The following is a 25,258-nucleotide window of genomic DNA, read 5'->3' as shown; positions in this document are numbered from 1 at the left end:
ACCCCCGGGCATCTGCGCCGTCAGAGTCCTAGCCGCGCCGCATCGGCGTATGCATGATTCCGTCGTCGTCGTATTCCGGCCCGTCGACGGCGAACCCGAACTTCGCGTACATCTCGACCAGATGCGACTGCGCATCCAATCGCACAGTGGCCGAACCGGTTTCAGCGAGCGCCGCCCGCATCAGTCGAGCGGTGTACCCGTGCTTGCGCGAGGACTGCGCGACACACACCCGGCCGACCCGGTAGTTCGTCACACCGTCGACGACCTCTTCGAGCAGGCGCAGGGTGCCGAGCACCGAGCCGTCGTCGAGCCAGAAATGCCGCGTAGTCGACAGGAGATCACGCCCATCCAGCTCCGGATAGGCGCATTCCTGCTCGACAACGAACACGTCCACGCGCAATCGCAGCAGCCGGTAGAGGGTGGCGGCATCCAGATCCGCCGCCCACGACCGTCTCAGTTCGACGCTCACACCTACGCGTAGCTCGCGACCTGCTCGTGCGCGGACGTGTTGTTGCCGTCCAGCTTCAGCGACTTGCTGGTCCAGTCCCACACTTCCTGGAACAGAGCCTGGTTCTCCGACAGCTTCTGTCCGAGCGAGGGGATCATCTGCTGCAGCTGCGGCGTCCAGCCCGCGTACTGCTGCGGGAAGCAACGCTGCATCACGTCGAGCATGGCGGTGACACAGGTCGACGCACCCGGCGACGCACCGAGCAGACCGGCGATGGTGCCGTCCTCGGCGGAGATGACCGCGGTGCCGAACTCCAGCACACCACCGGCACCCTTGCGACGGATGACCTGCACACGCTGACCGGCGGTGATCAGCTCCCAGTCGCGGCCCTTCGCGCGCGGCAGGAACTCCCCGAGCACGCCCACCTTGCCTTCCTGCGACTTGAGCAGCTCCTCGACCAGGTACTTGGTCAGGCCCAGTTCGGTGAGACCGACGCCGACGAGCGACGCGATATTGTTCGGCTTGATCGACTTGAACAGGTCGGCGTTGGAGCCGTCCTTGAGGAACTTGGGGGTCCAGCCGGCGTAGGGGCCGAACAGCAGGCCCTTCTTGCCGTTGATGACGCGGGTGTCGAGGTGCGGCACCGACATGGGCGGCGCGCCGACGGCGGCCTTGCCGTAGACCTTGGCCTCGTGCGCGGCGATCAGCTCCGGGTTGGTCGAGCGCAGGAACTGGCCGCTGATCGGGAAGCCACCGAAGCCCTTGGCCTCCTTGATGCCGGCCTTCTGCAGCAGCGGCAGCGCGCCACCACCGGCACCGACGAAGACGAACTTCGCGTTGATGGTGCGCGACTTGTAGGTGCGCTGGTTGCGGACGGTGACGTTCCACGACCCGTCGGATTGCTTGTCGAGGTTGCGGACCTCGGTGCCGAAGGCGATCTCGCCGCCGGAGTAGCCGATGTAGGCGAGCAGCTGCTTGCTCAGCGCGCCGAAGTCGATATCGGTGCCGCCGTCGGACCAGTTCAGCGCGATCGGGTCGCTGAAGTCGCGGCCCTTGGCCATCAGCGGCAGGCGCGCGGCGAACTCGTCGGGGGTGTCGATGTACTCCATGCCGCGGAACAGCGGGTGCGGCGCCAGCGCTTCGTAGCGCTTGCGCAGGTAGTCGACGTTGTCGGCGCCGTGCACGAAGCTGACGTGCGGGATGGGGTTGATGAAGCCGGAGGGGTCGTCCAGCACGCCGGTGTCGACGGCGGAGGCCCAGAACTGGCGCGAGACCTGGAAGCGCTCGTTGATGTCGACGGCCTTGCTCACGTCGACCGAGCCGTCGGCGTTCTGCGGGCTGTAGTTGAGCTCGCACAGCGCCGAGTGGCCGGTACCCGCGTTGTTCCACGGGTCGCTGCTCTCCGCGGCGGCGGCGTCGAGCCGCTCGAACACCGAGATCGTCCAGTCCGGCTGCAGCTGCCGCAGCAGCGCGCCCAGCGTGGCACTCATGATGCCAGCGCCGATGAGAACTACATCGGTCTTTTCACTCTTCGCAGCGTTCGGCACGGGTAGATCGACTTCCTTGTCCTTCTCAGCTACCCACCGGCGGGTGAGTTCGCTTGGCGCGGGCGCTTTGGCGGTGTTCATGCGACTCGCGGTGAATCGCCGGGAGGTAGGTTACCCGTCGTTCACCTGATGCCAATTGTGCACCTCAGCCGAGCACACTTCTGCAACGGACCTCCCGAATGTGATGAAAACCAAGCCTGCACGTCGCCGGGACCGCGGGATAGATTGAGCAGTGTGACGAACGAAACCCTCGCCGACCGGACCGACGAGCAGTGGCAACCCGATGTTCTCGGCACCGCGTATCAGCAGCGGACCCTCCCACTCGGTATCGACCCCGACGGTGAGGGCGAGGTGGTTGCCACCCTCGTGCGCTATCTGCCCGATGCCGCGGCGCCGGCCGTCGAGCCGACTGTGCTGTACGTGCACGGGTTCACCGACTACTTCTTCCAGGAGCACCTGGCCGAGCACTTCGCCGCGCGCGGGCACCGATTCTATGCGCTCGACCTGCGCAAATGCGGACGTTCGCGGCGGGACGGGCAGAGCGCGCACTATGTCAGCGACCTGGCGTTCTACGACGCCGAGCTGAGCGAGGCGCTGCGGATCGCGCGCGAGGAGACCGGCAACGAGGTGCTGATCGTCGCGCATTCGACCGGTGGGTTGATTGTGCCGCTATGGCTGGACCGGCTCCAGCGGGCGGGCGGCAGCGCGGCAGCGGGTGTGGTCGGGCTCGTCCTCAACAGTCCCTGGTTCGACCTGCAAGGACCGTCGTTCTACCGCACCATCGGCACCCCCGTGATCAACACGGTCGGCAGGTTCCGCGCCTTCGCCCAGCTACCCGGCGGTGTCAGCACCGCCTACGGCGACAGCCTGCACACCAGCCGCTCGGGTGAGTGGGATTACAACCTGGACTGGAAGCCGCTGCGCGGTGAACCGGTGCGCCTGGGTTGGCTACGCGCCATCCGCCGCGGACAGGCGCGCCTGCACCAGGGCCTGGCCATCGGCGTGCCCGCGCTGCTCCTGCGCTCACGGATCACCAAGTTCGCCCGCGAGCACTCCCCCGCCGTCGACGTGGCCGATGCCGTGCTCGATGTGAAGCAGATCCAGCGCTGGGCCGGTTGCCTGGGCGAGCGCACCTCGATCGTCCCGATCGACGGCGCCCGCCACGACGTGTTCCTGTCCTCGGAATCCGTGCGCGCCAACGCTTTCCAGGAAACCGACAACTGGCTCGACTGGCTGGCCGCCTACCGCAAGTCCTGATCAGGACCGACCTTCACCAGGCTCTCGGGTAAGCATCGCGAGAGCCTGGCGGTCCGCGTCTACCAGAGGCTCGTGCGGAGGACGATTTCGGTGGCGAATTCGTGGCCCGCCTCGGTGGCGATGTTGTCGACTTCCAAGGGGACGACCCGGAATTCGCCGTAGACATAGCGGCCGGAAGCGTCGGCGGTGGCGCGGGGCAGGCTCTTGGTGACCAGCATGGTGACGGGCAGCTCCAGCGGCGGACAGGACGCGTCGGCGACATTGCCGTCGGCGTCGGGAACCGCCGGGTGACCGTGGTCGGCGACGACCAGGCTCATGAACCGCCCGAACCGGCCCGCACACACCCGCCACGCCAACTCCGCGCCCGACCCACGCCCCGCGACATTCACGTAGGGCAGTTCGAGCTCGTCGAGAATCGTGAGCACACCCGCGGGATCGAGCCCCTCGACCGACTCCACGACAATGGTCTGCAAGTCGGACTCGTGCAGCCGCGCGCACACCGTGTCGAACACATCAGCAGGGTCGTCCGCATCGGGAAGCAGCAGCACATTGTGCCGCGAAGAGGGCCCGTCGACCCGCACCGTCCAGGCCTGGTCACCGACCGTGATCTGCCGAGATTTCATGCCGGGTTACGGTACACGGCCGGACTGAACAACGCGGCCTGTTCCGGCGCGCCCTGCCGATCGCCATACCCCCGTGTGCTGGGCTTTCACTGCCGGCGACCCCGAAATTGCCAACCCTGTCACAACGGCGCACCGCCGACTGTGAGGCGAGACCGACCGCACACCGCCGCGCACGCGGCGATCGGCGCCACGAGCCGGTCGGCGATCGCCGCCTCCCTCGCTCCGCGACCTTCCACGGATCGGGTTTGCCTCAACTCGCGGGTGCGTGACCGCGGTCGAAGCGGCATCGCCGCGAGTAGTCCGCGGTTACCCGCGCAATACCGAAACTGCCGGTCACCGGGCGGTTCGGATGACCGGGATGTCGGTGGGGGCGCCGTCGCGGATCAGGTGGTCCAGGGCGGCGAGGTCGACGTGTTGTTCGATGAGGTCGGCGAGCAGATCGAGTTGCGCGGATCTGACGGCCGCGACCGAAGTGTCGGGGGCGACGGTGAAGCCGGTGCGCCCGGCTCGGGCGGCGACTTCGGTGAGCCAGGTGCGGCGGAATTCGTCGGATTCGAGGAGGCCGTGGACATGGGTGCCCCAGATCGCCTCTCGCGCACTACCTTCGGGGTCGCCATCGATGGTCAGCCATGCGGGATCGGCGGTGTGGGTGACTCTGCCGTGGTGGATCTCGTAGCCGTGCACGGGAATCGAGCCCGCGATGCCGGTCACCTGCCGGGCGATCTTCGGGTCGGCGAATTCGATGTCGAGGCCGAGAAGGCCGAGGCCGTCCACCACACAGGGTCGCGCCCTCGTCGGCATCTCGACACCTGCGTGATCCGGTATCGAGGTGGGCGCCGGTGATTCCACGGCCCGGTACTCGACGCCGTCGACAATGCGCCGCCCGAGCATCTGGTAGCCACCGCAGATGCCGAGGACGGGGCGGCCTGCCGCGGCGCGGGCGCGCAGGGCCTCGCCTATTCCGTTGGCGCGCAGCCACTCCAGGTCCGAGACGGTCGCTTTCGAACCCGGCACGACGACGAGGTCGGCGGTGGCCAATTGGTGAGGGCTGTCGGCCCAGCGGACCGATACGCCGGGTTCACAGGCCAGGGCTTCGATGTCGGTGGAGTTGGAGATTCGAGGCAGGCGGATGGCGGCGACGGTGAGCCAATCGGTGCCGTGGGGTGGGTCCGGTCGGCCTACCGGGGCGCCGGAGATGGTGCCGAGGGAGTCTTCGGCGTCGAGCCAGAGATCTTCGGCGAAAGGGAGGACGCCGAGGGTGGGGCGGCCGGTCAGGGTGGCGAGTTGGTCCAGGCCGGGTTGCAACAGGGACACATCGCCGCGGAACTTGTTGATGATGAAGCCCGAGATGAGTTGCTGGTCTTCGGCTTCCAGGACGGCGACGGTGCCGAACAGGTGAGCGAGGACGCCGCCCCGGTCGATATCGCCGACCACCAGGACCGGAATGTCGGCGGCGCGCGCCAACCCCATGTTCGCGAGATCGGTGGCACGGAGGTTGATTTCGGCCGGTGAACCCGCTCCTTCACAGATCACGACATCGAATTCGTCACGTAACGAAGCCAATTCGGCCGCGACGACTTCGCGCAGTTCCTGCCGTCGGGTGAAATAGTCACGCGCACCGACAGTTCCGACCGCCTTGCCGCGAACCACCAACTGCGAGCGGCGATCGCTACCGGGCTTGAGCAGCACCGGGTTGAACCGCACGCTCGGCTCCAGCCCACAGGCCCGTGCCTGCAACGCTTGCGCGCGCCCGATCTCCCCGCCGTCGAGGGTGACGACAGAGTTGTTCGACATGTTCTGCGCCTTGAACGGCGCCACGCGCACCCCGCGCCGGGCGAGCATGCGGCAAATACCCGCCACTACAACGCTTTTTCCGGCATCAGAGGTGGTGCCGGCGATCAGCAGCGCCCCGCGCAGGGCCACGTCGGTCACGATGCGCACCCCGCGCCGGTCCGATTGGGCAGTCGGCCGGAATCGTGCAGCCGCGATGGTCCCACCGAACCGGCGTACCGACTCACGGCAGAGTCAGGATTTCCGCGCCTGTCTCGGTGACAACCCAACCGCATGAGCTTCGAACTGCGCCGACTCACGGCAAGGTCAGGATTTCCGCGCCTGTCTCGGTGACAACCCAACGACGTGAGCTTCGAACTGCGCCAACTCACGGCAAGGTCAGGATTTCCGCGCCTGTCTCGGTGACGACCAGGGTGTGTTCGAACTGCGCCGTCCACTTGCGGTCCTGGGTGACCACGGTCCAGCCGTCGTCCCAGATGTCGTAGTCGATGCCGCCGAGGTTGATCATCGGTTCGATCGTGAAGGTCATGCCGGGCTCGATCACCGACTCGATGTTGGGCTGGTCGTAGTGCAGGACCACCAGGCCGCTGTGGAAGGTGGGGCCGACACCGTGGCCGGTGAAGTCGCGCACCACGCCGTAGCCGAAGCGGTTGGCGTATGCCTCGATGACGCGGCCGACCACATTCAGGGCGCGACCCGGCTTGACCGCCTTGATCGCCCGGTTGGTGGCCTCTTCGGTGCGCTCGACGAGCAGCCGCACCTCCTCGTCGACATCGCCGGCGAGGAAGGTCCGGTTGGTGTCGCCGTGCACGCCGTGGATGAACGCGGTGACGTCGATATTGACGATGTCACCGTCTTCGACCACCGTCGAGTCGGGGATGCCGTGGCAGATGACCTCGTTGAGCGAGGTGCAGCAGGACTTGGGGAAACCCTTGTAGCCCAGCGTCGACGGGTAGGCGCCGTGGTCGCACATGTACTCGTGGGCGATCCGGTCGAGCTCGTCGGTGGTGACACCGGGCACCACGGCCTTGCCCGCCTCTTCGAGTGCCCGCGCCGCGATCTTGCCCGCGATCCGCATCTTCTCGATGGTCTCGGCGGTCTGCACCCAGGGCTCGTTGCCCTCGTTCGCGGTCTTCTTCCACACGTATTCGGGGCGCTCGATGGAGCGGGGAACTTCCCGGATCGGCGACTGGGTGCCGGGAACTAGTGGCTGACGGGTGCGCACGGACATAAGGGCAGTGTATCTATGCGCCCACGTTGCCGTGCGTCACCGCCCGCGCTCGCGGCGGGCACTGCGCCTGCCGAGGCGCAGCTGTGCGTCAGACCACAGGTTCCAAACGAACGATGATGCCTTTCGACGTCGGCGTGTTGCTGATGTCGGCGGTGCTGTCGAGCGGAACCAGCACATTGGTCTCCGGGTAGTACGCGGCCGCCGACCCCCGGCTGGCCGGATACCCGACGGCGACGAACTTCGCCGCCCGCCGCTCGGTGCCGTCGTGCCAGATACTCACGATGTCGACCACATCCCCGTCGGCGATTCCGCGCTCGGCCAGATCGTCGGGGTTCACCATCACCACCCGTCGTGCGTTGTGGATGCCCCGATAGCGATCGTTGCTCGCGTAGGGAATGGTGTTCCACTGATCGTGAGACCGAAGCGACTGCAGCACAAGGTATCCCGGCGGGGCGTCGATCATGTCGAAGTCGTTGCGGGTGAACTCGGCCTTGCCGCTCGCGGTGCGGTAGATGCCCTCGTTGACCGGATTGACCAGCAGCATCCCGCCCGGCTCGGCGACGCGTTCGTTGAAGTTCTCGAAGCCGGGCACGACCCGGGAGATGCGTTCGCGCACGGTGCCGTAGTCGGCGATGAACTCCTCCCACGGAATCGCGGACTCCGCCCCCAGCGTGGCGCGCGCCAGCCGGGAGATGATCGCCACCTCGCTCAGCAGGTCGGGTGCGGCCGGGTCGAGGCGTCCGCGCGAGGCGTGGACTTCGCTCATCGAGTCCTCGACGGTGTAGAACTGCTCGCCGGTGGCCTGGATATCGCGGTCGCTGCGGCCGAGGGTCGGCAGGATCAGCGCCGTCCCGCCACAGACCGTGTGGGAGCGGTTGAGTTTGGTGGAGATCTGCACGGTCAGCGAGCACTGCCGCAGCGCCGCCTCGGTGACCTCGCTGTCGGGCGTCGCACGCGCGAAATTGCCTGCGACACCGACGAATACCTTCGCGTGGCCGTCGCGCATGGCCCGGATGGAACCGACCGCGTCGAGGCCGTGTTCGACGGGCGGGGTGAAGTCGAATTCCTTGCCGAGCGCGTCCATGAACGACTGCGGCATCCGCTCCCAGATGCCCATGGTGCGGTCGCCTTGGACATTGCTGTGCCCGCGCACCGGGCATACCCCGGCGCCCCGGCGACCGAGATTGCCGCGCAGCAGCAGGAAGTCGACGATCTCGCGAATCGTCGGGACGCCGTGTTTGTGCTGGGTCAGACCCATCGCCCAGCACACGATGATCTTCTTGCTGCCGAGTACCTGCTGGTGGACGGCCTCGATCTCCTCGCGCGCCAGCCCGGTCGCGGTGAGCGCGTGCTCCCAGCTCACCGTCCTGGCATGCTCGGCGAAGGCGTCGAAACCGGTGGTTCGCGCGGCGATGAAGTCGTGGTCGAGCACGGTGCCCGGCGCCGCGTCCTCGGCGTCGAGGAGCAGTTTGTTCAGCATCTGGAACAGGGCGAGGTCGCCACCGGGGCGGATCTTGAGGAAGATATCGGCGATCTCGGTGCCACGCCCGATCACGCCGCGCGCCTTCTGCGGATTCTTGAACCGGATCAGCCCGGCCTCGGGCAGCGGGTTCACCGCGACGATCTTGCCGCCGTTGCGTTTGGTCTGCTCCAGCGCCGTCAGCATCCGCGGATGGTTCGTGCCCGGGTTCTGGCCGACGACGAAGATCAGGTCGGCTTCGTAGATGTCATCCAATGACACGGTGCCCTTGCCGACGCCGATGGTCTGGGTCAGCGCGGAACCGCTCGACTCGTGGCACAGGTTCGAGCAGTCGGGCAGGTTGTTGGTGCCGTAGGCGCGGGCGAACAGTTGCAGCAGGAACGCGGCCTCGTTGTTGAGCCGCCCCGAGGTGTAGAACAGGGCCTCGTCCGGGGTGGCCAGGCCGCGCAGTTCGCGTGCCATCAGGTCGAAGGCGTCGCCCCAGGCGATGGGCTCGTAGTGGGTGGCGCCGGGGCGCTTCACCATCGGCTCGGTGAGCCTGCCCTGCTGGTTGAGCCAGTAGTCCGACATGGTGTCGAGTTCGGTGACCGGGTGCTCGGCGAAGAACTGCCTGGTGACCCGGCGGGTGGTGGCCTCGTCATTGATGTGCTTGGCACCGTTTTCGCAGTACTCGTTCATGACCCGGTGCTTGGGTTCGGGCCACGCGCACCCCGGACAGTCGAAGCCCTTGGTCTGATTGATGTTCAGCAAGGTGAGCGCGGTGCGCACCGGGGAGTTCTGCGAGAGCGAGTACTCGAGCGCGTGCGCTACGGCGGGAACGCCGACCGCCCAGGTCTTGGGCGGGGTCACGCTCAGATCATCTGCTGGATCCTGGATCGAGGTCATGTATCCGCTCTCCTCAGTTCCGCGGCATCGCGCGCGCCGACATCTGTGACAAAAGGCTGCTCACATTGTCCACCCTTGTCAAAGCGGAAGCCCGATCACCTGATAGATCTCGGTAATCGGGCTTCCCGCTCGGCCTGCGAGGACTCAGTCCGGTTCGAACACGCTGCTGCCGTAGACGTCCTCGGCGGTGAGGGTGATGAGGTCGGTTTTGCCCAGTGGCCGGTCGAGCGCGACCAATCGGCGGGCCTGCCGCAGCCGGCAGCGTTCGATGGCGTTGCGCACGCTGCGTGCGTTGGCGAACCGGGGCTGGCCCATGCGCAGGGTGAGGTACTCGGCGAACGCCTTGTGGGCGTCGTCGTCGAAGGCGAACCCTTCCGACTCCACCATCAGGCCCGCGATCTGGGTCAGCTCCGCGTGGTCGTAGTCCTCGAAGGTGAGATGGTGCGGCACCCGGGAGCCCAGGCCCGGGTTGGCGGCGAAGAACGTCGCCATCCGGTCCGGGTAGCCGGCGAAGATCACCACCAGATCTCCGCGCTCGTTCTCCATCTCGGTGAGCAGGATCTCGATGACCTCCTGCCCGTAGTCCCGCTCGTTCTCCGGCCGGAACAGGTAATAGGCCTCGTCGATGAAGAGCACTCCCCCGGCCGCGCGGGCGATCGCCTCCTTGGTCTTGGGCGCGGTGTGGCCGATGAACTGCCCGACCAGGTCGTCGCGGGTGACGGTGTGCACGCGCGACGCCCTGATATAGCCGAGCGCGTGCAGGATCGCCGCCATCCGCAGCGCGACCGTGGTCTTGCCGGTGCCGGGGCCACCGGTGAAACTCATGTGCAACGTGGGTCGCGTGGTGGTGAGCCCGAACCGGCGCCGCGCCCGGTCGACCTGGAGCAGCGAGGCGATCTCGTGGACGCGACGCTTCACCGCGGCCAGCCCGACCAGTTCGGCGTCGAGGGCTGCCAGGGTGTCGCCCACCCTGGCCGCGGCCTCGTCGGCCGAGAGATCGAGCACCTCGTCGTCGCCGAGAATCGCAGGCTCGGGCGTCTGTTCCTCGACGGCCGTGGTCTGCGCCGAGCCGCCTGCCGACGGCCGATGGAACCCGAATCCCTTTGGTGTGTCCATCAGTTCACTCGCCCGCGTACCGATCACCGGTCGGACGGGTGGTGGCGTAGGACTTCACCGAGTACCGCTGGGTGCGGTCCGGGCCCTCGACGCGTTCGAGCAGGAAACCGGGTTCTTCGGCCGGGCGCTGGACGAGGAACGACATCGCGGTGGACTGCCTGCCCAGGGTCGCGTCGTAGGCCAGCAGCCGGATGTAGTGCTGGGGGAACGTGGCCCGACAGGCGTTGAGCTGGGCGAGCACGCCGTCGGGTTCGACCAGGTCGAACATCGGCAGCCCCCACATCTCCCAGTAGACATTGCGGGGGTGCGGGTCGTCGGTGTACTCCAGCGATACCGGCCAGCCGTGGTCGAGGGCGTATTTCACCTGGGCCGCGATCTCGTCGTCGGTGAGATCGGGCAGGTAGGAGAAGGTTCCGTAGCGAAGTCTCATCAGGTGCTCCTGGTCAGATCGAGGGCACCGGCGTCGCCACCACATCGGGCGCGTCGGTGCTGGTGTAGTCGAAAGTGACGTCGCCCCAGGTGTTCAGGGCCGCTTCCAGTGGTGTGCAGTGCTTGGCCGCCCTGCGCAGTACGTCAGGCCCTTCGATCAGCAGATCGCGACCTTCGTTGCGCGCCTTGACAACTGCCTCGAGCGCCACCCGATTGGCTTCGGCGCCCGCGGCGATGCCGTACGGGTGACCGATGGTGCCGCCACCGAACTGCAGGATCACGTCATCGCCGAAAAGATCGAGCAGCTGGTGCATCTGGCCGGCGTGGATGCCGCCGGAGGCCACCGGCATCACGCCGGGCATCGAGATCCAGTCCTGGTCGAAGAAGATGCCGTTGCCCAGATTCCTCGGAACAGTGTTCTCACGCAACGAATCATAGAAACCGCGAGTGGTAGCCGGGTCACCCTCCAGCTTGCCGACGACGGTGCCCGCGTGGACGTGGTCGACACCCATCAACCTGCACCACTTCCCGATCACCCGGAAGCTCACGCCGTGCGTCTTCTGCCGCGTGTAGGTCGAGTGCCCGGCGCGGTGCAGGTGCAGCAGCATGCCGTTCTCGCGGGCCCAGTGCGCCATCGACTGGATGGCGGTGTAACCGATGGTGAGGTCGATCATCACCACCACGCTGCCGATCTCTTTGGCGAAGTTCGCCCGGCGGTACATCTCCTCCATCGTGCCCGCGGTGACGTTGAGGTAATGGCCCTTGATCTCGCCGGTTTCGGCCATCGCCCGGTTCACCCCCTCCATCGCGTAGAGGAAGCGGTCACGCCAGCGCATGAAGGGCTGGGAGTTGATGTTCTCGTCGTCCTTGGTGAAGTCGAGGCCGCCGCGACAGGCCTCGTAGACCACGCGCCCGTAGTTGCGGGCCGACAGGCCGAGCTTGGGCTTGATGGTGGCGCCGAGCAGCGGGCGACCGTACTTGTTGAGCATTTCCCGTTCCATGACGATGCCGTGAGCGGGGCCCTGGAAGGTCTTGGTGTAGGCGACGGGGATGCGCATGTCTTCCAGGCGCAGTGCCTTGAGGGGCTTGAATCCGAAGACGTTGCCGATGATCGAGGAGGTCAGGTTCGCGATGGAGCCCTCCTCGAAAAGGTCGATGTCGTAGGCGATGTAGGCGAAGTACTCGCCTGGCCTGCCGGGAACTTCGTCGACCTGGTACGCCTTGGCCTGGTAATGGCTGTTCGCGGTGAGGCGGTCGGTCCACACGACCGTCCAGGTGGCGGTGGACGATTCGCCCGCGACGGCGGCCGCGGCCTCGATGGGGTCGACGCCGTCCTGTGGGGTGACCCGGAAAACGGCGAGGACATCGGTGTCCTTGGGGACGTAATCGGGGTTCCAGTAACCCATTCCGGCGTAACTCTGTACGCCCGGATCCCAACGCTCTTTGGTCGCCGCGCCGTCGTTGTCGATCGTCGTCATCGCCGTTCCTTCCGGGTCACGCCTATGAAGCACTCTCAGTGTGTGGGCGCGGACTGTTCAACGACAATGGAATCTTTACTGCGCACAGTTCAGGCATCATTGAACGATGTTCGCCAGTCCCGACCTGCCCGCCGCCGCCACCTGGGGTCGGCTGCGCACCTTCCTCGCCGTGTACGAGACCGGCAGCGTGCGGGCCGCGGCCGAGACGCTGCACGTGACGCCACCCGCGGTGTCGGCCGCGATCGCCGCACTGGAAGACGCGTTGGGCACCAGGCTGTTCGGGAAGTCCGGCCGTGGCATCGTGGCGACGGATTCGGGCGAGATCTTCGCCGGATATGTGCGCAAATTGCTCGGGTTACTCGCCGAAGCGGCCGGGGCGGTGCACGATGCCGACCGTGGACGGGTGCGCATCGGCGCGGTCGCGACGGCCAGTGAATATGTGCTCCCGGTGCTGATGGCCACATTCGCCCAAGCCCATCCGCATGTCGAACTGTCACTGTCGGTACTGACGCGCGGCGAGCTGTTCGCCCGCGCCGCCGACCACGTCTTCGATATCGCCCTGGCCGGGCGACCTCCGCGCGGGTCCGGGCTGGTCACCGCCGCCCGGCGTTCGAATCGACTGCTGCTGGTCGGACGGCCCGGACTCGTCGAAGACCCGCTCACCACGCCCTGGCTGCTCACCGGAATCGGCTCCGGCACCCGCGATACCGCGCTGTCGTTGCTGAGCCGGTTGCAGGCCGCGCCGCCGCTGCTCACCCTCGGCACCTCGGGCGCCGCCGTGGCCGCCGCACGGGAAGGGCTCGGGGTCACGCTGGTGCACGAGGAAGCGGCACGCGAACAACTCGCCTCGGGGGAACTGGTCTCCTACGCCGTGCCGGGCACCCCTCTCGACCGGCCGTGGCACGTCTGCACGACCCAGGAACCCACCTCGGCGACCCGGTTGTTCGTGGCCCACCTGTGCGATCCGGAGCGGGTGGGCGCGGCCGCATTTCACACCCGGTCTCGCCCGAAGGGGTGAGGACGGCGGGCGCGGGTGCTCGCATGCTGTTCGTCATGACGACACTCCCCGCCACCGCCCTCGCCGACGTCGCCCAGCAGCTGACCAGCGGCGGCCGCGGCATTCTCGCCGCCGACGAGTCGATCAAAACCATGTCATCGCGGCTGGCACAGGAAGGGGTGCCCGCGAGCGCGACCACCCGTCGCGACTATCGCGAACTGCTGCTCACCGCAGACGGCCTGTCGGCGTGGATCAGTGGAATCATCCTGTGCGACGAGACATTCGGCCAGGATCTCGCCGACGGGCGCCCGTTCCCGATCGCGGCGCGCGAACTCGGCATCCTGCCCGGCATCAAGGTCGACACCGGCACCACCGCACTGCCCGGCCAGGGCGGTGCGCTGATCACCGAAGGGCTCGACGGCCTCGGCGCGCGGCTGGCCTCCTATGCCGATCGCGGTGCCGCGTTCGCCAAGTGGCGGGCGGTGTTCGACGTGCGCACGATCACCCCCTACTCCGCCGACGCCAACGGGCACGCGCTGGCCCGCTACGCGGCACTGTGTCAGCAGCACGGCATCGTCCCGATCGTCGAGCCCGAGGTGCTGTGCACCGGTGACCACGATTCGGCGGCCTCGGCGCGGGCGACTCGGCTCGCCCTGAGCGCGCTGTTCACCGAACTCGTCGATGCCGGAGTGGATCTCACCGGCATCGTGCTCAAGCCGAACTTCGTCACTGCCGGCCTGGCTGCCGCGGCCACGCCGCCTGCCGAGGTCGCTGCCGCCACCTTCGCGGTACTGCGTGACCTGGTGCCCGCCGAGGTGGCAGGGATCGCGTTCCTGTCCGGTGGGCATCCGACGGCCCGGGTGTGTGAATTCCTGAGCGAGCTGGTCACCATCGACGAGCGGGCGTGGCCTGTGACATTCTCCTTCGGACGTGCGCTCGTGAGCGCGGCCCTGCACACTTGGGGTGGATCAGATTCCGAAGTTGCCGTAGCACAACAGGTTCTGCTCGAAAACTGCCGCAACGCCGCCGATGCCACCGAGCCCGCCACGTAGGTGTGATGCGTTCGGCAGCGCCTCGGTGAGCGCGGCGGCAACGCGCAGCAGCGGCGCCACCCCTCGGGCACCGCTGCTGCGTTCGTCGGTCGGACAGCGGCTATCTCAACGGTAGGTCGACCAGCAAGGTGGTTCCGCGTCCCCGCATCGACTCCACGCGCAGCGAAGCTTCGATGATGGCGCAGCGCTCGGCGATCGAGGTCAGGCCGAAGTGCTGTTCGCCGTCGGAGTCGGCGGCGCGGTCGGCGCGCCGCTGCGCCGGGTCGAAACCCTCACCGTCATCGGAACATCCGAGGATGACCGAGTCGCCGACCCGGCGCAGCGACAGCACGATCCGCTGTGCCCCAGCGTGTTTCACGGCGTTATTGAGGGATTCCTGCGCGATTCGGTACAGGGTGGCCGCGGCGTGGTCGGGGATGTCGTCGATGGCGGCGGCGTGGTCGACGAGGAACTCGATCGCCGGCGGCCCGTCGCCGCTCACCGTGCGCACCAACGATTCGATCGCGGCGACCAGGCCGAGGTCGTCGAGGACGAGGCTGTGCAGGCCCGAGATCGCCGCTCTGGTCTCGTTGTAGGCGAAATCGGCCAGCTCGCGGGCGCTGACGAGCTCGGCGCGGGCCCTGGCGAGGTCGCGCAGGCTGGCCTCGTCGGTGATGTCGACGTGGGCGCGGAGTTCGGAGACGGTGAGGTCGGCGGCGGACAGGTGGAACGACATCGAGGCCAGGGCGGTGGTGACACCGTCGTGCAGATCGAAGGCGATGCGTCGGCGTTCGGCTTCCTGGGCGGTGATCGCCTGCTCGACCAAGCGATCCCGCTCGGTGCGCTGCCGGTTGACGGTGCGGAACAGTCGCCGCGCGTGCAGCCACAGGCCGAGCACGGCGGCGTGCTGTCGCGCGTCATCGAGGTCGTGCTGCCCGAACGGGTTCCGTGGCCCGCGGTGCGCGGCCAGCACGCCGACCACCTCACCTTCCAGCCCCGGCAACGGCAGGCACATCCGCGCCACCGTCTGGTGCGGATCCAGATGTAAGAGTCTGCGGTGCAGGGCATTACGTGGCGAGTCGTTGTCGAGCAGCACCGGTTTGCCGGTGCGGGCCACCGACCCGGTCACCCCGAAACCGACCTGTAGTCGCAAGGAACTCGCCGAGGGATGCGGGGGCCACAGATCGACGATGCTCAGATCCTGGCCGTCGACGGCGTAGAGCAGCACGCCTTCGGCGCCGAGGTGTGGGGCGAGTTCTGCCGCCGTGGGGACCGCGCCGCCCACGTTGCTCACCGAAACAGCCCCTCGCGCAACGCGACTGCGATTGCCCCGCTGCGATCGGACACCCCGAGCTTGCGATACAGACCGCGAATATGGGTTTTCACGGTGTCCTCACTGACCACCAGCTTGCTCGCGACCGCCCGATTGGAATGACCGGATACCAACAGCCCCAACACTTCTGATTCACGCTGGGTCAGTCCGAGGTGCGCGCCGGACCAGAACTGGCCCGCGCTGAGCCGGGCCGCGGCCAGCGCCACCCGCCCGGCCAGTGCGGCGTCGACCACCGTCTCGCCCTCGCGGACCCGGCGCAGCTGGGCAACGAGTTCGCGCCCGTCGACCCGCTTGAGAATGTAGCCCGACGCCCCCACCCGCAACGCCTGATACAGGTAGTGCTCGTCGTCGTAGACGGTGAGCAGCACGACCTTGGTTTCGGGGTACTGCAGGGTGATCTGACGGCACAGGTCGAGGCCGCTGGCCTTGCCGATCCGCACGTCGCACAGGACGATATCGGGCCGATGTTGCGCCACCATCCGCAGCGCGGCGGTGTCGGTGGTGGACTGGCCGACTATGACGACCTCGTCGGGAAAGTGACCGAGCATGGCGTCGAGCCCGTGCAGCACCATCTCGTGATCGTCGACGAGCGCAAGCCTCAACGGGGTCGGAGGTAACTCCGGCATCCCTCCACCCTACGGCGGGCAGCACCCGGGTTACGGGCATTGACGAGATCTCACCCGGGTCCCCACCCCCGAGGGGGAGTGCGGCGGGGGCGCTGATGCGGTCCGATGAACGGACCCGATCAGAAAGGCCGCGCCATGCCGGAGTCCTCAGTTCGCCGCCCGCTCATAGTGCCCGCCGATGCCGCGAGCGGCACCCAACTGACCGACCTCGCGCACCCGACCAACGTGTCGTCGGTGGAGACCGACCTGCTCGCCGTCGACACCCTGCGGTTCCTCGCGGCCGACATGGTGGAGGCCGCGCAGTCGGGCCATCCCGGCATGCCGATGGGGGCGGCACCGATGGCGTGGACGCTGTGGAGCCGGCACCTGCGCCATGATCCGGCCGACCCCGAGTGGGCTGATCGGGACCGGTTCGTGCTCTCGGCCGGGCACGGCTCGGCGCTGTTGTACGGGCTGTTGCACCTGTTCGGGTACGACCTGCCCGTCGAGGAGTTGCGGCGGTTCCGGCAGTGGGGGTCGCGCACGCCGGGTCATCCCGAGTTCGGTGACACGCCGGGCGTGGAGTGCACCACCGGACCGTTGGGTCAGGGGCTGGCGATGGCGGTGGGGATGGCCCTCGCCGAGCGGATGACCGCTGCCCGGTATCCGGAGATCACCGGGCATCGCACGTACGCGATCGTCGGCGACGGATGTTTGATGGAGGGTGTCAGTCACGAAGTCGCCTCGTTCGCAGGGCATGTGGGGCTCGGCGGGTTGATTGTGCTCTGGGACGACAACGAGATCACCATCGACGGAGCCGTCGGGCGTTCGTGCAGCGACGATCAGGTGGCACGGTTCGCGGCCTACGGGTGGCACACCGAGGTGGTGGCCGACGGGACCGACATCGAGGCGATCGACGCCGCAATCACCCGGGCGAAGAGCGATCCTCGGCCGAGTTTTCTCGCGGTGCGCACGGTGATCGGACATGGTGCGCCCGGTGTCGCCGGCACCTCGAAGGCGCATGGCTCCCCGCTGGGTGCGCAACGGCTTGCGCAGGCCAAAGAGCTCGCAGGATGGACGCTTCCGCCGTTCGCGGTGCCGGCGCAGGTCGGCACGGCGTGTGCCGTGCTCGCCGCGATCGGTAGCGAGGAACACGCGATCTGGCTCGAGGAATTCGCGGCGTTCGACGCGGTCGCGCCCGAGCGTGCCGCTGAGTTCCGGCGTGCCCGTGCACGACTGCTGCCTGCCGAATTGTCTGCCGCACTGGAAGCCGTTGCCGCGCAGGCACCCCGGGCCACCCGGCAGTCCTCACAGGCCTGTTTGAACGCGGCTCTGTCGACGATGCCGGAATTGGTCGGCGGGTCGGCCGACCTCGCCGGGTCGACAGGCACGGTATGTGGCGATGTGGTGAGTCGGGACGACTTCACCTGCAGTGCTATCGCTTTCGGCGTTCGCGAGTTCGGGATGGCGGCCATTCTGAACGGCATGAGCCTGCACGGTGGGTTCCGGGTTTTCGGCAGTACCTTCCTGGTGTTCGCCGACTATCTGCGGCCCGCGCTGCGGTTGTCGGCGTTGATGGGGCAGCCGGTGATCTATGTGCTGACCCATGATTCGATCGCGGTCGGCGAGGACGGGCCGACGCATCAGCCGGTCGAGCACGTCGAGTCGCTGCGGGTGATTCCCGGCGTTCAGGTGTTGCGGCCGGCCAACGATGTGGAGACCGCTCTCGCCTGGGAACTCGCGCTGACCCGCGTCGATGGGCCGACCGCACTGATTCTCTCCCGGCAGTCGCTCCCCCAGCTGGACGCCGAGGCGGGTGCCGACGGCGCCCGAACCACTCTGGCCGAGGGTGCGGCAGCCTGCCCCACCGCTGTCGGAGCGACGGCGCGCGAATCATCGTCTGCCACCGCACGCGTGCTCGAAATCGTGGCTACCGGTTCGGAAGTCGCGCTGGCGGCGGCGGTGGCCGATCAGCTGCGGGCCGAAGGTCACGACGTGCGGGTGGTATCGGCACTGGATCGTTCGCGCTTCACCGCGGACCCGTCGGCGCACACCGTCAGCATCGAAGCAGGAAGTACCGCTGGCTGGGCGGGACTGGTCGACCTGGCGATCGGCATCGACGAGTTCGGGCACAGCGGCCCGGGCGGCGAGGTCATGGCCCACCACGGGTTCACCGTGCGGGCCGTGCTCGACCGGATCCGCGAATACCTCGACGGCGCACCATGACTCCATTGCACGCGGTGATCTTCGATGTCGACGGCACCCTCGTCGACAGCGAACGAGACGGCCATCGGGTGGCCTTCAACACGGCATTCGCCGAGGCAGGGCTCCCCGACCGCTGGGACGTCAAGGAATACGGGCGGTTACTGAAGGTCGCCGGTGGCGCGCAGCGGCTGGCGTTCTGGTTCGAACAGCACGCCATGCCCGCCGAGCCAGCACGCGAACTCGCACAGAGGCTGCACCGCAACAAGACCCGCATCATGCGGCAGATGGCCTCGGACGGGCACATCCTTCCCCGTCCCGGGGCGCTGGAACTGATCGAACGGCTCCGGTCGCGTGGCGTTCGGTTGCATGTGGCGACCACCGGCACCCGTGCGTGGGTCGAGCCCCTGCTGAAGCACGCTTTCGGCGAGCCCTTCGACACCGTGACCACCGGAACCGAAGTGCCCGTGCTGAAACCGAGCCCCGCGGTGTACCTGGACGTGCTGATCCAGACGGGCTTGCCCGCCGATCGAGTAGTGGCCGTGGAGGATTCAGCGAACGGCGTGCGGTCCGCGGTGGCCGCCGGGCTGCGGTGCGTGGCCGCGCAGAACGCCTACACGCGCACCGACGACCTCTCGGCGGCGGTGCTCGTCGCCGATGGGCTCGACGATCCGGAGCTGGTGGCCTGGTTCGACGACCACCTCGCGTGACGTGGTCGTCGCATCGATCAGCGTGTGCGGCCGCGACGTTCCATGAGCCGCAACAACATCGGCGTGAAGATCAGCTGCATGGCCAAGTCCATCTTCCCGCCCGGACACACGATCGTGTTCGGGCGGGACATGAACGAATCGTGCAGCATCGACAGCAGGTACGGGAAGTCGATGCCGTGCGGGTCGGCGAATCGGATCACCAGCATCGATTCGTCCGGCGTCGGAATCGTCCGGGCCACAAACGGATTCGATGTATCCACCACGGGCACCCGCTGGAAGTTCACGTGGGTGCGGGAGAACTGCGGGCACATGAAGTTCACGTAGTCGTGCATGCGGCGCAGGATCGTCTCGGTCACCGCCTCGGTGGAGTAGCCGCGTTTGTCCTTGTCCCGGTGCAACTTCTGGGTCCACTCGAGGTTGATCACCGGCACCACCCCGATGAGCAGATCCGCGTACTGCGCCACATCGACCCGGTCGTTGGCCACCGCGCCGTGCAGGCCTTCGTAGAACAGCAGGTCGGTGCCGGAACGGAGGTCCTCCCAGGGCGTGAACGTGCCGGGATCCTGATCGTGTGGCGAGGCTTCTTCCTTGTCGTGCAGGTACTTTCGCACTCGGCCCGTACCGGTCTCGCCGTAGCCACGGAACAGTTTCTCGAGCTCTTCGAAAAGGTTCGCTTCGGGCCCGAAGTGACTGAAGGTGTGGTCGCCGTTCGACAGCGCGCGTGCCAGCTCCTCCTTCATACCGGCACGGTCGAACTTGTGGAAACTGTCACCCTCGACGTACGCGGCATCGATGCCTTCCCTGCGGAAGATCTGATCGAACGTGCGCATCACCGAAGTTGTTCCGGCACCGGACGATCCGGTGATGGCGACAACGGGGTGCTTGGCGGACATGAATCTCCTCCTCAGGTGGTGGAACGGTAGAGACCGCGCAGACCGAACAGCGGATTCCACGGGCCGTCGGGCTCCTCAGCCGCTTCGGCGTGGTAACTCACGATGCGGGCAACCTCGTCGCGGGAACCGAAAATGAACGCGATCCGCTGGTGCAGCTCGGTGGGAGTCACCTCGAGGATCCGGTCACGGCCGGTCGAGGCGAGACCGCCTGCCTGCTCGATCAGAAGAGCAATGGGATTGGCCTCGTAGAGCAGGCGCAACCGGCCCGCTTTGGCCGGGTCCTTCGAGTCGCGCGGATAGAGGAACACGCCGCCGCGGGTGAGGATGCGGTGGGTTTCGACCACCAGCGACGCCACCCAGCGCATGTTGAAGTCCTTCTCGCGCGGGCCCGTCGCGCCCGCCAGGCATTCATCGATGTAGCGGCGCACGGCAGGTTCCCAGAAGCGGCGGTTGGAACTGTTGACCGCGTACTCCGACGTGGACTCCGGCAGTCGCAGGTTCTGTCCGGTGAGGAAGAACTCGCCGAGCTCGGGATCGAGGGTGAAGGCATGCACACCGGTGCCGACGGTGAGCACGAGTTGCGTCGCGGGGCCGTAGATCGCATAGCCTGCGGCGACCTGCTCGGTGCCGGGCTGGAGGAAGTCCGCCGTCGTCGCGTGTACGCCGGGGTTCGGTGCGCGCAGGATCGAGAAGATGCTGCCCACCGCGACATTCACGTCGATATTGGACGAGCCGTCGAGGGGATCGAAGGCCAGGAGGTATTTGCCGCGCGGGTAGTCCGGCGGGATCGGGTAGGGGTCATCGAGTTCCTCCGACACCATGCCGGCCAGTTGACCACCCCATTCGTTGGCACGGAGGAAGAGGTCGTTGGCGACCACATCGAGCTTCTGCTGCTGCTCGCCCTGCACGTTCACCACGCCGGCGCCACCGAGGACGCCGGTGAGCGCACCGGAGGCGATGCGCTGGGAGATCGCCTTGCAGGCCAGCGCGACGTCGAGGATCAGGGAATTGAGTTCACCGCTGGAACCGGGATGGCGGCGGCGCTCTTCGATGAGGAATTTGGTCAACGTCGTGCGATCGGTCAGCATCCTTCGAGAACACCACCGAACCCCCCGGGCGGACATCCACCCGGGGGGTGAATCGCAGGGGTAGTTCCCGGCGATTCGTCGCGTCAGAGGGCGGGGACCGCCTGCGCGGCCGGTGCTGCCTGGGACGTGTGCTGCTTGCGCAGCACGGTGGCGCTGACGACAAGGGCCACGGCGAGCAGTCCGGCCGCGACGGTGAACGCCAGCCGATAACCGCTGGTCAGGGCAACGGGATCGGAGGCACCGGCCACCAGTTCGGTACCGGTCCGCGCGGCGGCGAGGGTGGAAAGCACCGCGACGCCGATCGCCATGCCGACCTGCTGGGTGGTGTTGAACAGCCCCGAGGCCAGACCCGCGTCGTCGGCTTCGGCGCCCGACATGCCCAGCGCGGTGAGTGCGGGCAGCACCAGCCCGCCACCGGAGATGGCCACCATCACCGGCAGCACGTCGGTGAGGTACTCGGCGTCGACGGGCAGGCGCATCAGCCACGACATCCCGCCCAGCAGCAGGGCGAGACCGGCGATGAGCACGGTCCGCTCACCGAAACGGGTGATCAGGCGGGCCGAGGCGAACAGTGACACCCCGCCGATGGCGACGGCGGCGGGCAGCATGGCAAGGCCGGTCTGCAATGCGTTGTAGCCCAACACTTTCTGCAGGTAGAGCGCGACGATGATCTGGAAGGCGAACATGGCCGCCAGGGTGAGCATCTGGACCACATTGGCGCCGGAGACCGTGCGGGAACGGAAGATTCGCAGCGGCAACAGTGGGTTGGCCGCGGTGGCCTGACGGATGACGAAGGCGGCGAGCAGGGCGGCGGCCAGCGCGCCGAGGCCGAGGGTGTGCGCCGAGACCCAGCCGTAGCGTTCGACCTCGACGACGGTGTAGATGCCCAGCATCAGACCGGCGGTGACCAGGGCGGCACCCAGCACATCGGCACCGGCGGACCAGCCGAGTCCACGGTCGGCGGGCAGCGCCTTGCTCGCGACGAGCACGGTGAGCACGCCGATCGGCACGTTGATCAGGAAGATCCAGTGCCAGTTCAACGCGTCGGTGAGGACGCCGCCGAGCACCTGCCCGATGGAGGCGCCCGCAGCACCGGTGAAGCTGAAAACACCGATAGCCGTGGCCCGTTGACGTGGTTCGGTGAAGATCGTCACCAGGATGCCGAGCACCACCGAAGCGGCGATCGCGCTGCCGACACCCTGCAGGAATCGGGCCGCGACCAGCACCGCGGGGGTGCTCGCCACGCCTGCCAGCACCGAGGCGGCGGTGAAGACGATATTGCCCGTGACGAACATCGTCTTGCGGCCGATCAGGTCACCGAGGCGTCCGGCCAGCAGGAGCAGACCGCCGAAAGCGATCAGGTAGGCGTTCACGGTCCAGCTCAGACCGGCGGGCGAGAAGCCGAGATCTTCTTGGATCGCCGGCATGGCGACGGTGACGATGCTGCCGTCGAGGATGGTCATCAGCATCGCGGCCGACAGCACCGCGAGGGCAGTGCGCTGGGACTTGGTCATGGGTCATCTCCTGCTAGAAGCGAACAAGAGAGACCGTACTAGATAGTTCCGTACTAGACAATCTATTACGGACTATTGCCTGGCGCGACGCGCGGGCGCCGCTTCGACCACCGTCGACAAATACCCCTCCACCAGGTGATTCAGTGCCTGTACAAGAGATTCCCGCTCCGCCTTCGGCAGCGAACCGAGTGCGTGCTGATGGACGCCGTCGACGATTTCGGTACTGCGCGCGGCGAGCTCCGCACCCGCGGGCGTCACGGAGATGATGCGAGCACGGCGGTCGGTGCTCGACGGTTTACGTTCGGCCAGACCTGCCTTTTCCAGCGCGTCGACGGTGACCACCATGGTCGTCTTGTCCATGTCACCGAGCTCGGCGAGCTGGGCCTGCGTGCGTTCGGCCTCCAGTGCGTGGACCAGCACGCAGTGCATGCGGGCCGTCAGCCCGATCTCGGCCAGCGCCGCGGCCATCTGCGTGCGCAGAACATGGCTGGTGCGATCGAGCAGGAAGGACAGATCGGGTTCGGTGCGCGTCGGCGCCAGGGCGGTCATACCGCTCACTATAGTTTTGTCATAGATAATCCGCATCCATCCATAAACCGGGGGAATGTTATCGGACTGCGGTCCGTTTAGAAGAGGATCGCATCCCGAAGAGAGGTTCACATGGAACTGGGGCTCACCACCTTCGCCGAGCTGTACCCCACCGGCGACCGGCCTGCGCCGACCGCCGCCGAGCGGCTGCGTCAGGTGGTCGACGAGGCCGTCGCGACCGAGGCTGCCGGGCTCGATGTGTACGGCGTCGGCGAACATCATCGCCAGGATTTCGCCGCGTCCTCCCCCGCTGTCGTACTCGCCGCCGCCGCCGCCAGGACCGAGCGCATCCAGTTGACCAGCGCGGTGACAGTACTCAGCTCCGACGATCCGGTACGGGTGTACCAGGACTTCGCGACGCTGGACGGGTTGTCGAACGGGCGGGCAGAGTTGATGGCGGGGCGCGGGTCGTTCACGGAGTCTTTCCCGCTGTTCGGATACGACCTCGCCGATTACGACGCGCTGTTCGAGGAGAAACTGGCACTGCTGCTGCGTGTGCGCGAGGAAGGTCCGGTTACTTGGACGGGCCGATTCCGGGCGCCGCTGCACGACGCGACGGTGTATCCGCGCACCGACGATCGCCCGCTGCCGGTGTGGATCGCGGTCGGCGGCAGTCCTGAATCAGTGATCCGTGCCGGGCTGCTCGGGTTGCCGCTCGCCATCGCGATCATCGGCGGTGAGCCCGCGCGGTTCAAACCGCTGGTCGAGCTGTATCACCGGGCGCTCGCCGAGGGCGGTCACGAGAAGCAGCCGGTGGCGGTGCACGCGCACGGCTATATCGCCGATACCGACGCGCAGGCCGTTGCCGAGTTCTACGAGCCGTACGCCCTGGCGATGTCGACCATCGGCCGGGAACGTGGCTGGGGTCCGATGACGCACGCACAGTTCGACGCCCTGCGCTCGCAGGATGGTTCGCTGTTCGTCGGCACCCCCGACTACGTGGCGGGCAAGATCGCCGAGGTCCGCGACACCCTCGGCCTCGACCGATTCATGCTGCACACCAGCGTGGGGACGCTGCCGCCGGAGCAGGTGCTGCACAGCATCGACCTGCTGGGGACGAAGGTCGCACCGCAGGTGCGATGAGGTCGGATCCGGCGAATGGCGATCGGGGCCGGGCCCGGTTCTTCGACCCACTCACCGGATTCTCGGCAGGCGGAGTTCTATTCGAGCGCTGAGTCGACGCCGGTCGCGCGGCGTTCTCGCCGTCGTCGGAGATAGCGGCGGATTCGGCTGGCGCACAGGTAGACCACCCACAGGCCGATCGCCAAGAGGACCGCGGCGATCACCGCCGCCAGCACCGGGAAGAACACCGCCAGGGTGATGACACCGCCGACAGTGGCGTCTTCGGCGGTGCTCATCGCAATATTGGTGACCGGTTCCGGCGAGGTATTGATCGCCATCCGCGTGCCCGCCTTGACGATGTGGCTGAGCAACGCGGTTGTTCCACCCACCGCCGCGGCGAACATCGTCGGCAGTGAATCATCCTGGCCCGCAATCAGAGCCGAGACGATCGCGCCGGAGGCAGGTCGCACCACCGTGTGCACCGCGTCCCAGAACGAGTCCAGGTACGGGATCTTGTCCGCGACCGCTTCGATCAGGAACAACACACCGGCGGCGACGAGTACATCGGTGCGTTGCAGCCCCGGCGGCACGTCACCGGCCCAGCCGATCCGACCGAACAACCCGAGCAGAAACACCACCGCGTACGCGTTGATCCCGCTGGCCCAGCCCGCGGTGAAGATCAGAGGTAGCACCGACACTCGCTCAGCCTAAGCCCGCACACCGACACCGCCCGGGAACTCCGCACCACACGTCGATGGCCGGTCAGTCAGTCGGCGGTGGTCCGCCGCCGATAGTTCGGAGTTACCGGCCGTCAGGCTCATCGGTGCCAGGTGGATGGCAGTCGCCGCGCGGCGGGGCGGGTTGATTGGGCCCCGCGCGCCGGCGTGTATGGTTGGGCCAAGTCGGGGGGGTTAGGCCGCGACCAAACGCGAACACCCACGACGCACCCG

22 protein-coding genes are annotated in these 25,258 nt (G+C 67.3%); 6 read left to right on the top strand and 16 right to left on the bottom strand.

From position 1 onward, the window contains the following. Positions 1 to 28 precede the first annotated feature (28 nt). Both ACFWO8_RS05805 and mqo read right to left on the bottom strand, forming a co-directional pair. Positions 29 to 469, bottom strand: a complete 441-nt coding sequence (locus tag ACFWO8_RS05805) for a GNAT family N-acetyltransferase (RefSeq protein WP_378944152.1) — start codon at positions 467 to 469, stop codon at positions 29 to 31. A gap of 2 nt (positions 470 to 471) precedes the next feature. Further along, positions 472 to 2,076: a malate dehydrogenase (quinone) gene (gene mqo, locus ACFWO8_RS05800; protein WP_378944147.1), complete on the bottom strand. Its 1,605-nt coding sequence runs from the start codon at positions 2,074 to 2,076 to the stop codon at positions 472 to 474. Between the two features lie 153 nt (positions 2,077 to 2,229). Here mqo and ACFWO8_RS05795 point away from each other — a divergent pair, with 153 nt between their 5' ends. Next, positions 2,230 to 3,252: an alpha/beta hydrolase gene (locus ACFWO8_RS05795; RefSeq protein WP_378944144.1), complete on the top strand. Its 1,023-nt coding sequence runs from the start codon at positions 2,230 to 2,232 to the stop codon at positions 3,250 to 3,252. A gap of 59 nt (positions 3,253 to 3,311) precedes the next feature. Here the strand turns inward: ACFWO8_RS05795 and ACFWO8_RS05790 are convergent, their stop codons facing one another. The 7 genes from ACFWO8_RS05790 to ACFWO8_RS05760 all read right to left on the bottom strand — a co-directional run bounded on the left by ACFWO8_RS05790 (position 3,312) and on the right by ACFWO8_RS05760 (position 12,285). Beyond that, entirely contained in the window at positions 3,312 to 3,875 is a 564-nt protein-coding gene (locus ACFWO8_RS05790) for an alpha/beta hydrolase (RefSeq protein ID WP_378944141.1), read from the bottom strand. A 333-nt stretch (positions 3,876 to 4,208) separates the two neighbouring features. Further along, on the bottom strand, positions 4,209 to 5,792 hold the full coding sequence (locus ACFWO8_RS05785; protein WP_378946121.1) for a cobyric acid synthase: 1,584 nt from the start codon (positions 5,790 to 5,792) through the stop codon (positions 4,209 to 4,211). A gap of 241 nt (positions 5,793 to 6,033) precedes the next feature. After that, positions 6,034 to 6,897, bottom strand: a complete 864-nt coding sequence (gene map / locus ACFWO8_RS05780) for a type I methionyl aminopeptidase (RefSeq protein ID WP_378944138.1) — start codon at positions 6,895 to 6,897, stop codon at positions 6,034 to 6,036. A gap of 88 nt (positions 6,898 to 6,985) precedes the next feature. After that, positions 6,986 to 9,262 carry an FdhF/YdeP family oxidoreductase gene (locus tag ACFWO8_RS05775; protein ID WP_378944134.1) on the bottom strand — a complete coding sequence of 759 codons (2,277 nt, stop codon included), beginning with the start codon at positions 9,260 to 9,262 and terminating at the stop codon, positions 6,986 to 6,988. Positions 9,263 to 9,406: 144 nt separating this feature from the next. Beyond that, positions 9,407 to 10,378 carry an AAA family ATPase gene (locus ACFWO8_RS05770; RefSeq protein ID WP_378944129.1) on the bottom strand — a complete coding sequence of 324 codons (972 nt, stop codon included), beginning with the start codon at positions 10,376 to 10,378 and terminating at the stop codon, positions 9,407 to 9,409. 4 nt (positions 10,379 to 10,382) lie between these two features. Next, entirely contained in the window at positions 10,383 to 10,808 is a 426-nt protein-coding gene (locus ACFWO8_RS05765; protein ID WP_378944124.1) for a ribulose bisphosphate carboxylase small subunit, read from the bottom strand. A 13-nt stretch (positions 10,809 to 10,821) separates the two neighbouring features. After that, a complete protein-coding gene (locus ACFWO8_RS05760) occupies positions 10,822 to 12,285 on the bottom strand; it encodes a form I ribulose bisphosphate carboxylase large subunit (protein WP_378944121.1) in 1,464 nt (487 codons plus the stop codon). Positions 12,286 to 12,391: 106 nt separating this feature from the next. On the opposite strand from ACFWO8_RS05760, the gene ACFWO8_RS05755 reads away from it, so the two are divergent. Both ACFWO8_RS05755 and ACFWO8_RS05750 read left to right on the top strand, forming a co-directional pair. Continuing rightward, the gene (locus tag ACFWO8_RS05755) at positions 12,392 to 13,303 is read left to right on the top strand and encodes a LysR family transcriptional regulator (protein ID WP_378944118.1); all 912 of its coding nucleotides are present in this window, start codon (positions 12,392 to 12,394) and stop codon (positions 13,301 to 13,303) included. 35 nt (positions 13,304 to 13,338) lie between these two features. Next, complete coding sequence (locus ACFWO8_RS05750; RefSeq protein ID WP_378944113.1) at positions 13,339 to 14,334, top strand: class I fructose-bisphosphate aldolase; 996 nt, start codon at positions 13,339 to 13,341, stop codon at positions 14,332 to 14,334. Between the two features lie 100 nt (positions 14,335 to 14,434). On the opposite strand, the gene ACFWO8_RS05745 is transcribed toward ACFWO8_RS05750, so the two are convergent. Then, a complete protein-coding gene (locus ACFWO8_RS05745; RefSeq protein WP_378944110.1) occupies positions 14,435 to 15,607 on the bottom strand; it encodes a GAF domain-containing sensor histidine kinase in 1,173 nt (390 codons plus the stop codon). Then, positions 15,604 to 16,272 carry a response regulator gene (locus ACFWO8_RS05740; RefSeq protein WP_378944107.1) on the bottom strand — a complete coding sequence of 223 codons (669 nt, stop codon included), beginning with the start codon at positions 16,270 to 16,272 and terminating at the stop codon, positions 15,604 to 15,606. Before ACFWO8_RS05740 ends, ACFWO8_RS05745 begins: the two co-directional genes overlap by 4 nt. 105 nt (positions 16,273 to 16,377) lie before the next feature. Here ACFWO8_RS05740 and tkt point away from each other — a divergent pair, with 105 nt between their 5' ends. Beyond that, positions 16,378 to 18,477: a transketolase gene (tkt, locus tag ACFWO8_RS05735; RefSeq protein ID WP_378944104.1), complete on the top strand. Its 2,100-nt coding sequence runs from the start codon at positions 16,378 to 16,380 to the stop codon at positions 18,475 to 18,477. Next, complete coding sequence (locus tag ACFWO8_RS05730) at positions 18,474 to 19,163, top strand: HAD-IA family hydrolase (RefSeq protein ID WP_378944099.1); 690 nt, start codon at positions 18,474 to 18,476, stop codon at positions 19,161 to 19,163. The genes tkt and ACFWO8_RS05730 overlap by 4 nt, the downstream gene beginning before the upstream one ends. A 17-nt stretch (positions 19,164 to 19,180) precedes the next feature. On the opposite strand, the gene ACFWO8_RS05725 is transcribed toward ACFWO8_RS05730, so the two are convergent. The 4 genes from ACFWO8_RS05725 to ACFWO8_RS05710 all read right to left on the bottom strand — a co-directional run bounded on the left by ACFWO8_RS05725 (position 19,181) and on the right by ACFWO8_RS05710 (position 23,207). Continuing rightward, complete coding sequence (locus ACFWO8_RS05725; RefSeq protein ID WP_378944096.1) at positions 19,181 to 20,056, bottom strand: phosphoribulokinase; 876 nt, start codon at positions 20,054 to 20,056, stop codon at positions 19,181 to 19,183. Between the two features lie 11 nt (positions 20,057 to 20,067). Beyond that, positions 20,068 to 21,144 carry a class 1 fructose-bisphosphatase gene (locus tag ACFWO8_RS05720; RefSeq protein ID WP_378944093.1) on the bottom strand — a complete coding sequence of 359 codons (1,077 nt, stop codon included), beginning with the start codon at positions 21,142 to 21,144 and terminating at the stop codon, positions 20,068 to 20,070. Between the two features lie 83 nt (positions 21,145 to 21,227). Then, positions 21,228 to 22,658 carry an MFS transporter gene (locus ACFWO8_RS05715; protein WP_378944089.1) on the bottom strand — a complete coding sequence of 477 codons (1,431 nt, stop codon included), beginning with the start codon at positions 22,656 to 22,658 and terminating at the stop codon, positions 21,228 to 21,230. A 72-nt stretch (positions 22,659 to 22,730) separates the two neighbouring features. Further along, a complete protein-coding gene (locus ACFWO8_RS05710; protein ID WP_378944085.1) occupies positions 22,731 to 23,207 on the bottom strand; it encodes a MarR family winged helix-turn-helix transcriptional regulator in 477 nt (158 codons plus the stop codon). 111 nt (positions 23,208 to 23,318) lie between these two features. Here ACFWO8_RS05710 and ACFWO8_RS05705 point away from each other — a divergent pair, with 111 nt between their 5' ends. Further along, positions 23,319 to 24,329, top strand: a complete 1,011-nt coding sequence (locus ACFWO8_RS05705; RefSeq protein ID WP_378944080.1) for an LLM class flavin-dependent oxidoreductase — start codon at positions 23,319 to 23,321, stop codon at positions 24,327 to 24,329. 77 nt (positions 24,330 to 24,406) lie between these two features. Here the strand turns inward: ACFWO8_RS05705 and ACFWO8_RS05700 are convergent, their stop codons facing one another. Continuing rightward, positions 24,407 to 25,006 carry a DUF4126 domain-containing protein gene (locus tag ACFWO8_RS05700; RefSeq protein WP_378944075.1) on the bottom strand — a complete coding sequence of 200 codons (600 nt, stop codon included), beginning with the start codon at positions 25,004 to 25,006 and terminating at the stop codon, positions 24,407 to 24,409. Positions 25,007 to 25,258 lie beyond the last annotated feature (252 nt).

This window comes from Nocardia sp. NPDC058480 (assembly GCF_042720495.1).
In the GTDB taxonomy this organism is placed as follows: Bacteria; Actinomycetota; Actinomycetes; order Mycobacteriales; family Mycobacteriaceae; genus Nocardia.
This window is presented reverse-complemented; position numbering and strand designations above follow the sequence as displayed.

Bases quoted from the DNA above. Each gene is read 5' to 3' on its own strand.
- ACFWO8_RS05765 (WP_378944124.1), bottom strand. From the start codon at position 10,808: ATGAGACTTCGCTACGGAACCTTCTCCTACCTGCCCGATCTCACCGAC.
- ACFWO8_RS05750 (WP_378944113.1), top strand. From the start codon at position 13,339: ATGACGACACTCCCCGCCACCGCCCTCGCCGACGTCGCCCAGCAGCTG.
- ACFWO8_RS05715 (WP_378944089.1), bottom strand. From the start codon at position 22,658: ATGACCAAGTCCCAGCGCACTGCCCTCGCGGTGCTGTCGGCCGCGATG.
- ACFWO8_RS05720 (WP_378944093.1), bottom strand. From the start codon at position 21,144: ATGCTGACCGATCGCACGACGTTGACCAAATTCCTCATCGAAGAGCGC.
- ACFWO8_RS05730 (WP_378944099.1), top strand. From the start codon at position 18,474: ATGACTCCATTGCACGCGGTGATCTTCGATGTCGACGGCACCCTCGTC.
- ACFWO8_RS05725 (WP_378944096.1), bottom strand. From the start codon at position 20,056: ATGTCCGCCAAGCACCCCGTTGTCGCCATCACCGGATCGTCCGGTGCC.
- ACFWO8_RS05790 (WP_378944141.1), bottom strand. From the start codon at position 3,875: ATGAAATCTCGGCAGATCACGGTCGGTGACCAGGCCTGGACGGTGCGG.
- ACFWO8_RS05740 (WP_378944107.1), bottom strand. From the start codon at position 16,272: ATGCCGGAGTTACCTCCGACCCCGTTGAGGCTTGCGCTCGTCGACGAT.
- tkt (WP_378944104.1), top strand. From the start codon at position 16,378: ATGAACGGACCCGATCAGAAAGGCCGCGCCATGCCGGAGTCCTCAGTT.
- ACFWO8_RS05705 (WP_378944080.1), top strand. From the start codon at position 23,319: ATGGAACTGGGGCTCACCACCTTCGCCGAGCTGTACCCCACCGGCGAC.
- ACFWO8_RS05770 (WP_378944129.1), bottom strand. From the start codon at position 10,378: ATGGACACACCAAAGGGATTCGGGTTCCATCGGCCGTCGGCAGGCGGC.
- ACFWO8_RS05760 (WP_378944121.1), bottom strand. From the start codon at position 12,285: ATGACGACGATCGACAACGACGGCGCGGCGACCAAAGAGCGTTGGGAT.
- ACFWO8_RS05775 (WP_378944134.1), bottom strand. From the start codon at position 9,262: ATGACCTCGATCCAGGATCCAGCAGATGATCTGAGCGTGACCCCGCCC.
- ACFWO8_RS05755 (WP_378944118.1), top strand. From the start codon at position 12,392: ATGTTCGCCAGTCCCGACCTGCCCGCCGCCGCCACCTGGGGTCGGCTG.
- mqo (WP_378944147.1), bottom strand. From the start codon at position 2,076: ATGAACACCGCCAAAGCGCCCGCGCCAAGCGAACTCACCCGCCGGTGG.
- ACFWO8_RS05710 (WP_378944085.1), bottom strand. From the start codon at position 23,207: ATGACCGCCCTGGCGCCGACGCGCACCGAACCCGATCTGTCCTTCCTG.
- map (WP_378944138.1), bottom strand. From the start codon at position 6,897: ATGTCCGTGCGCACCCGTCAGCCACTAGTTCCCGGCACCCAGTCGCCG.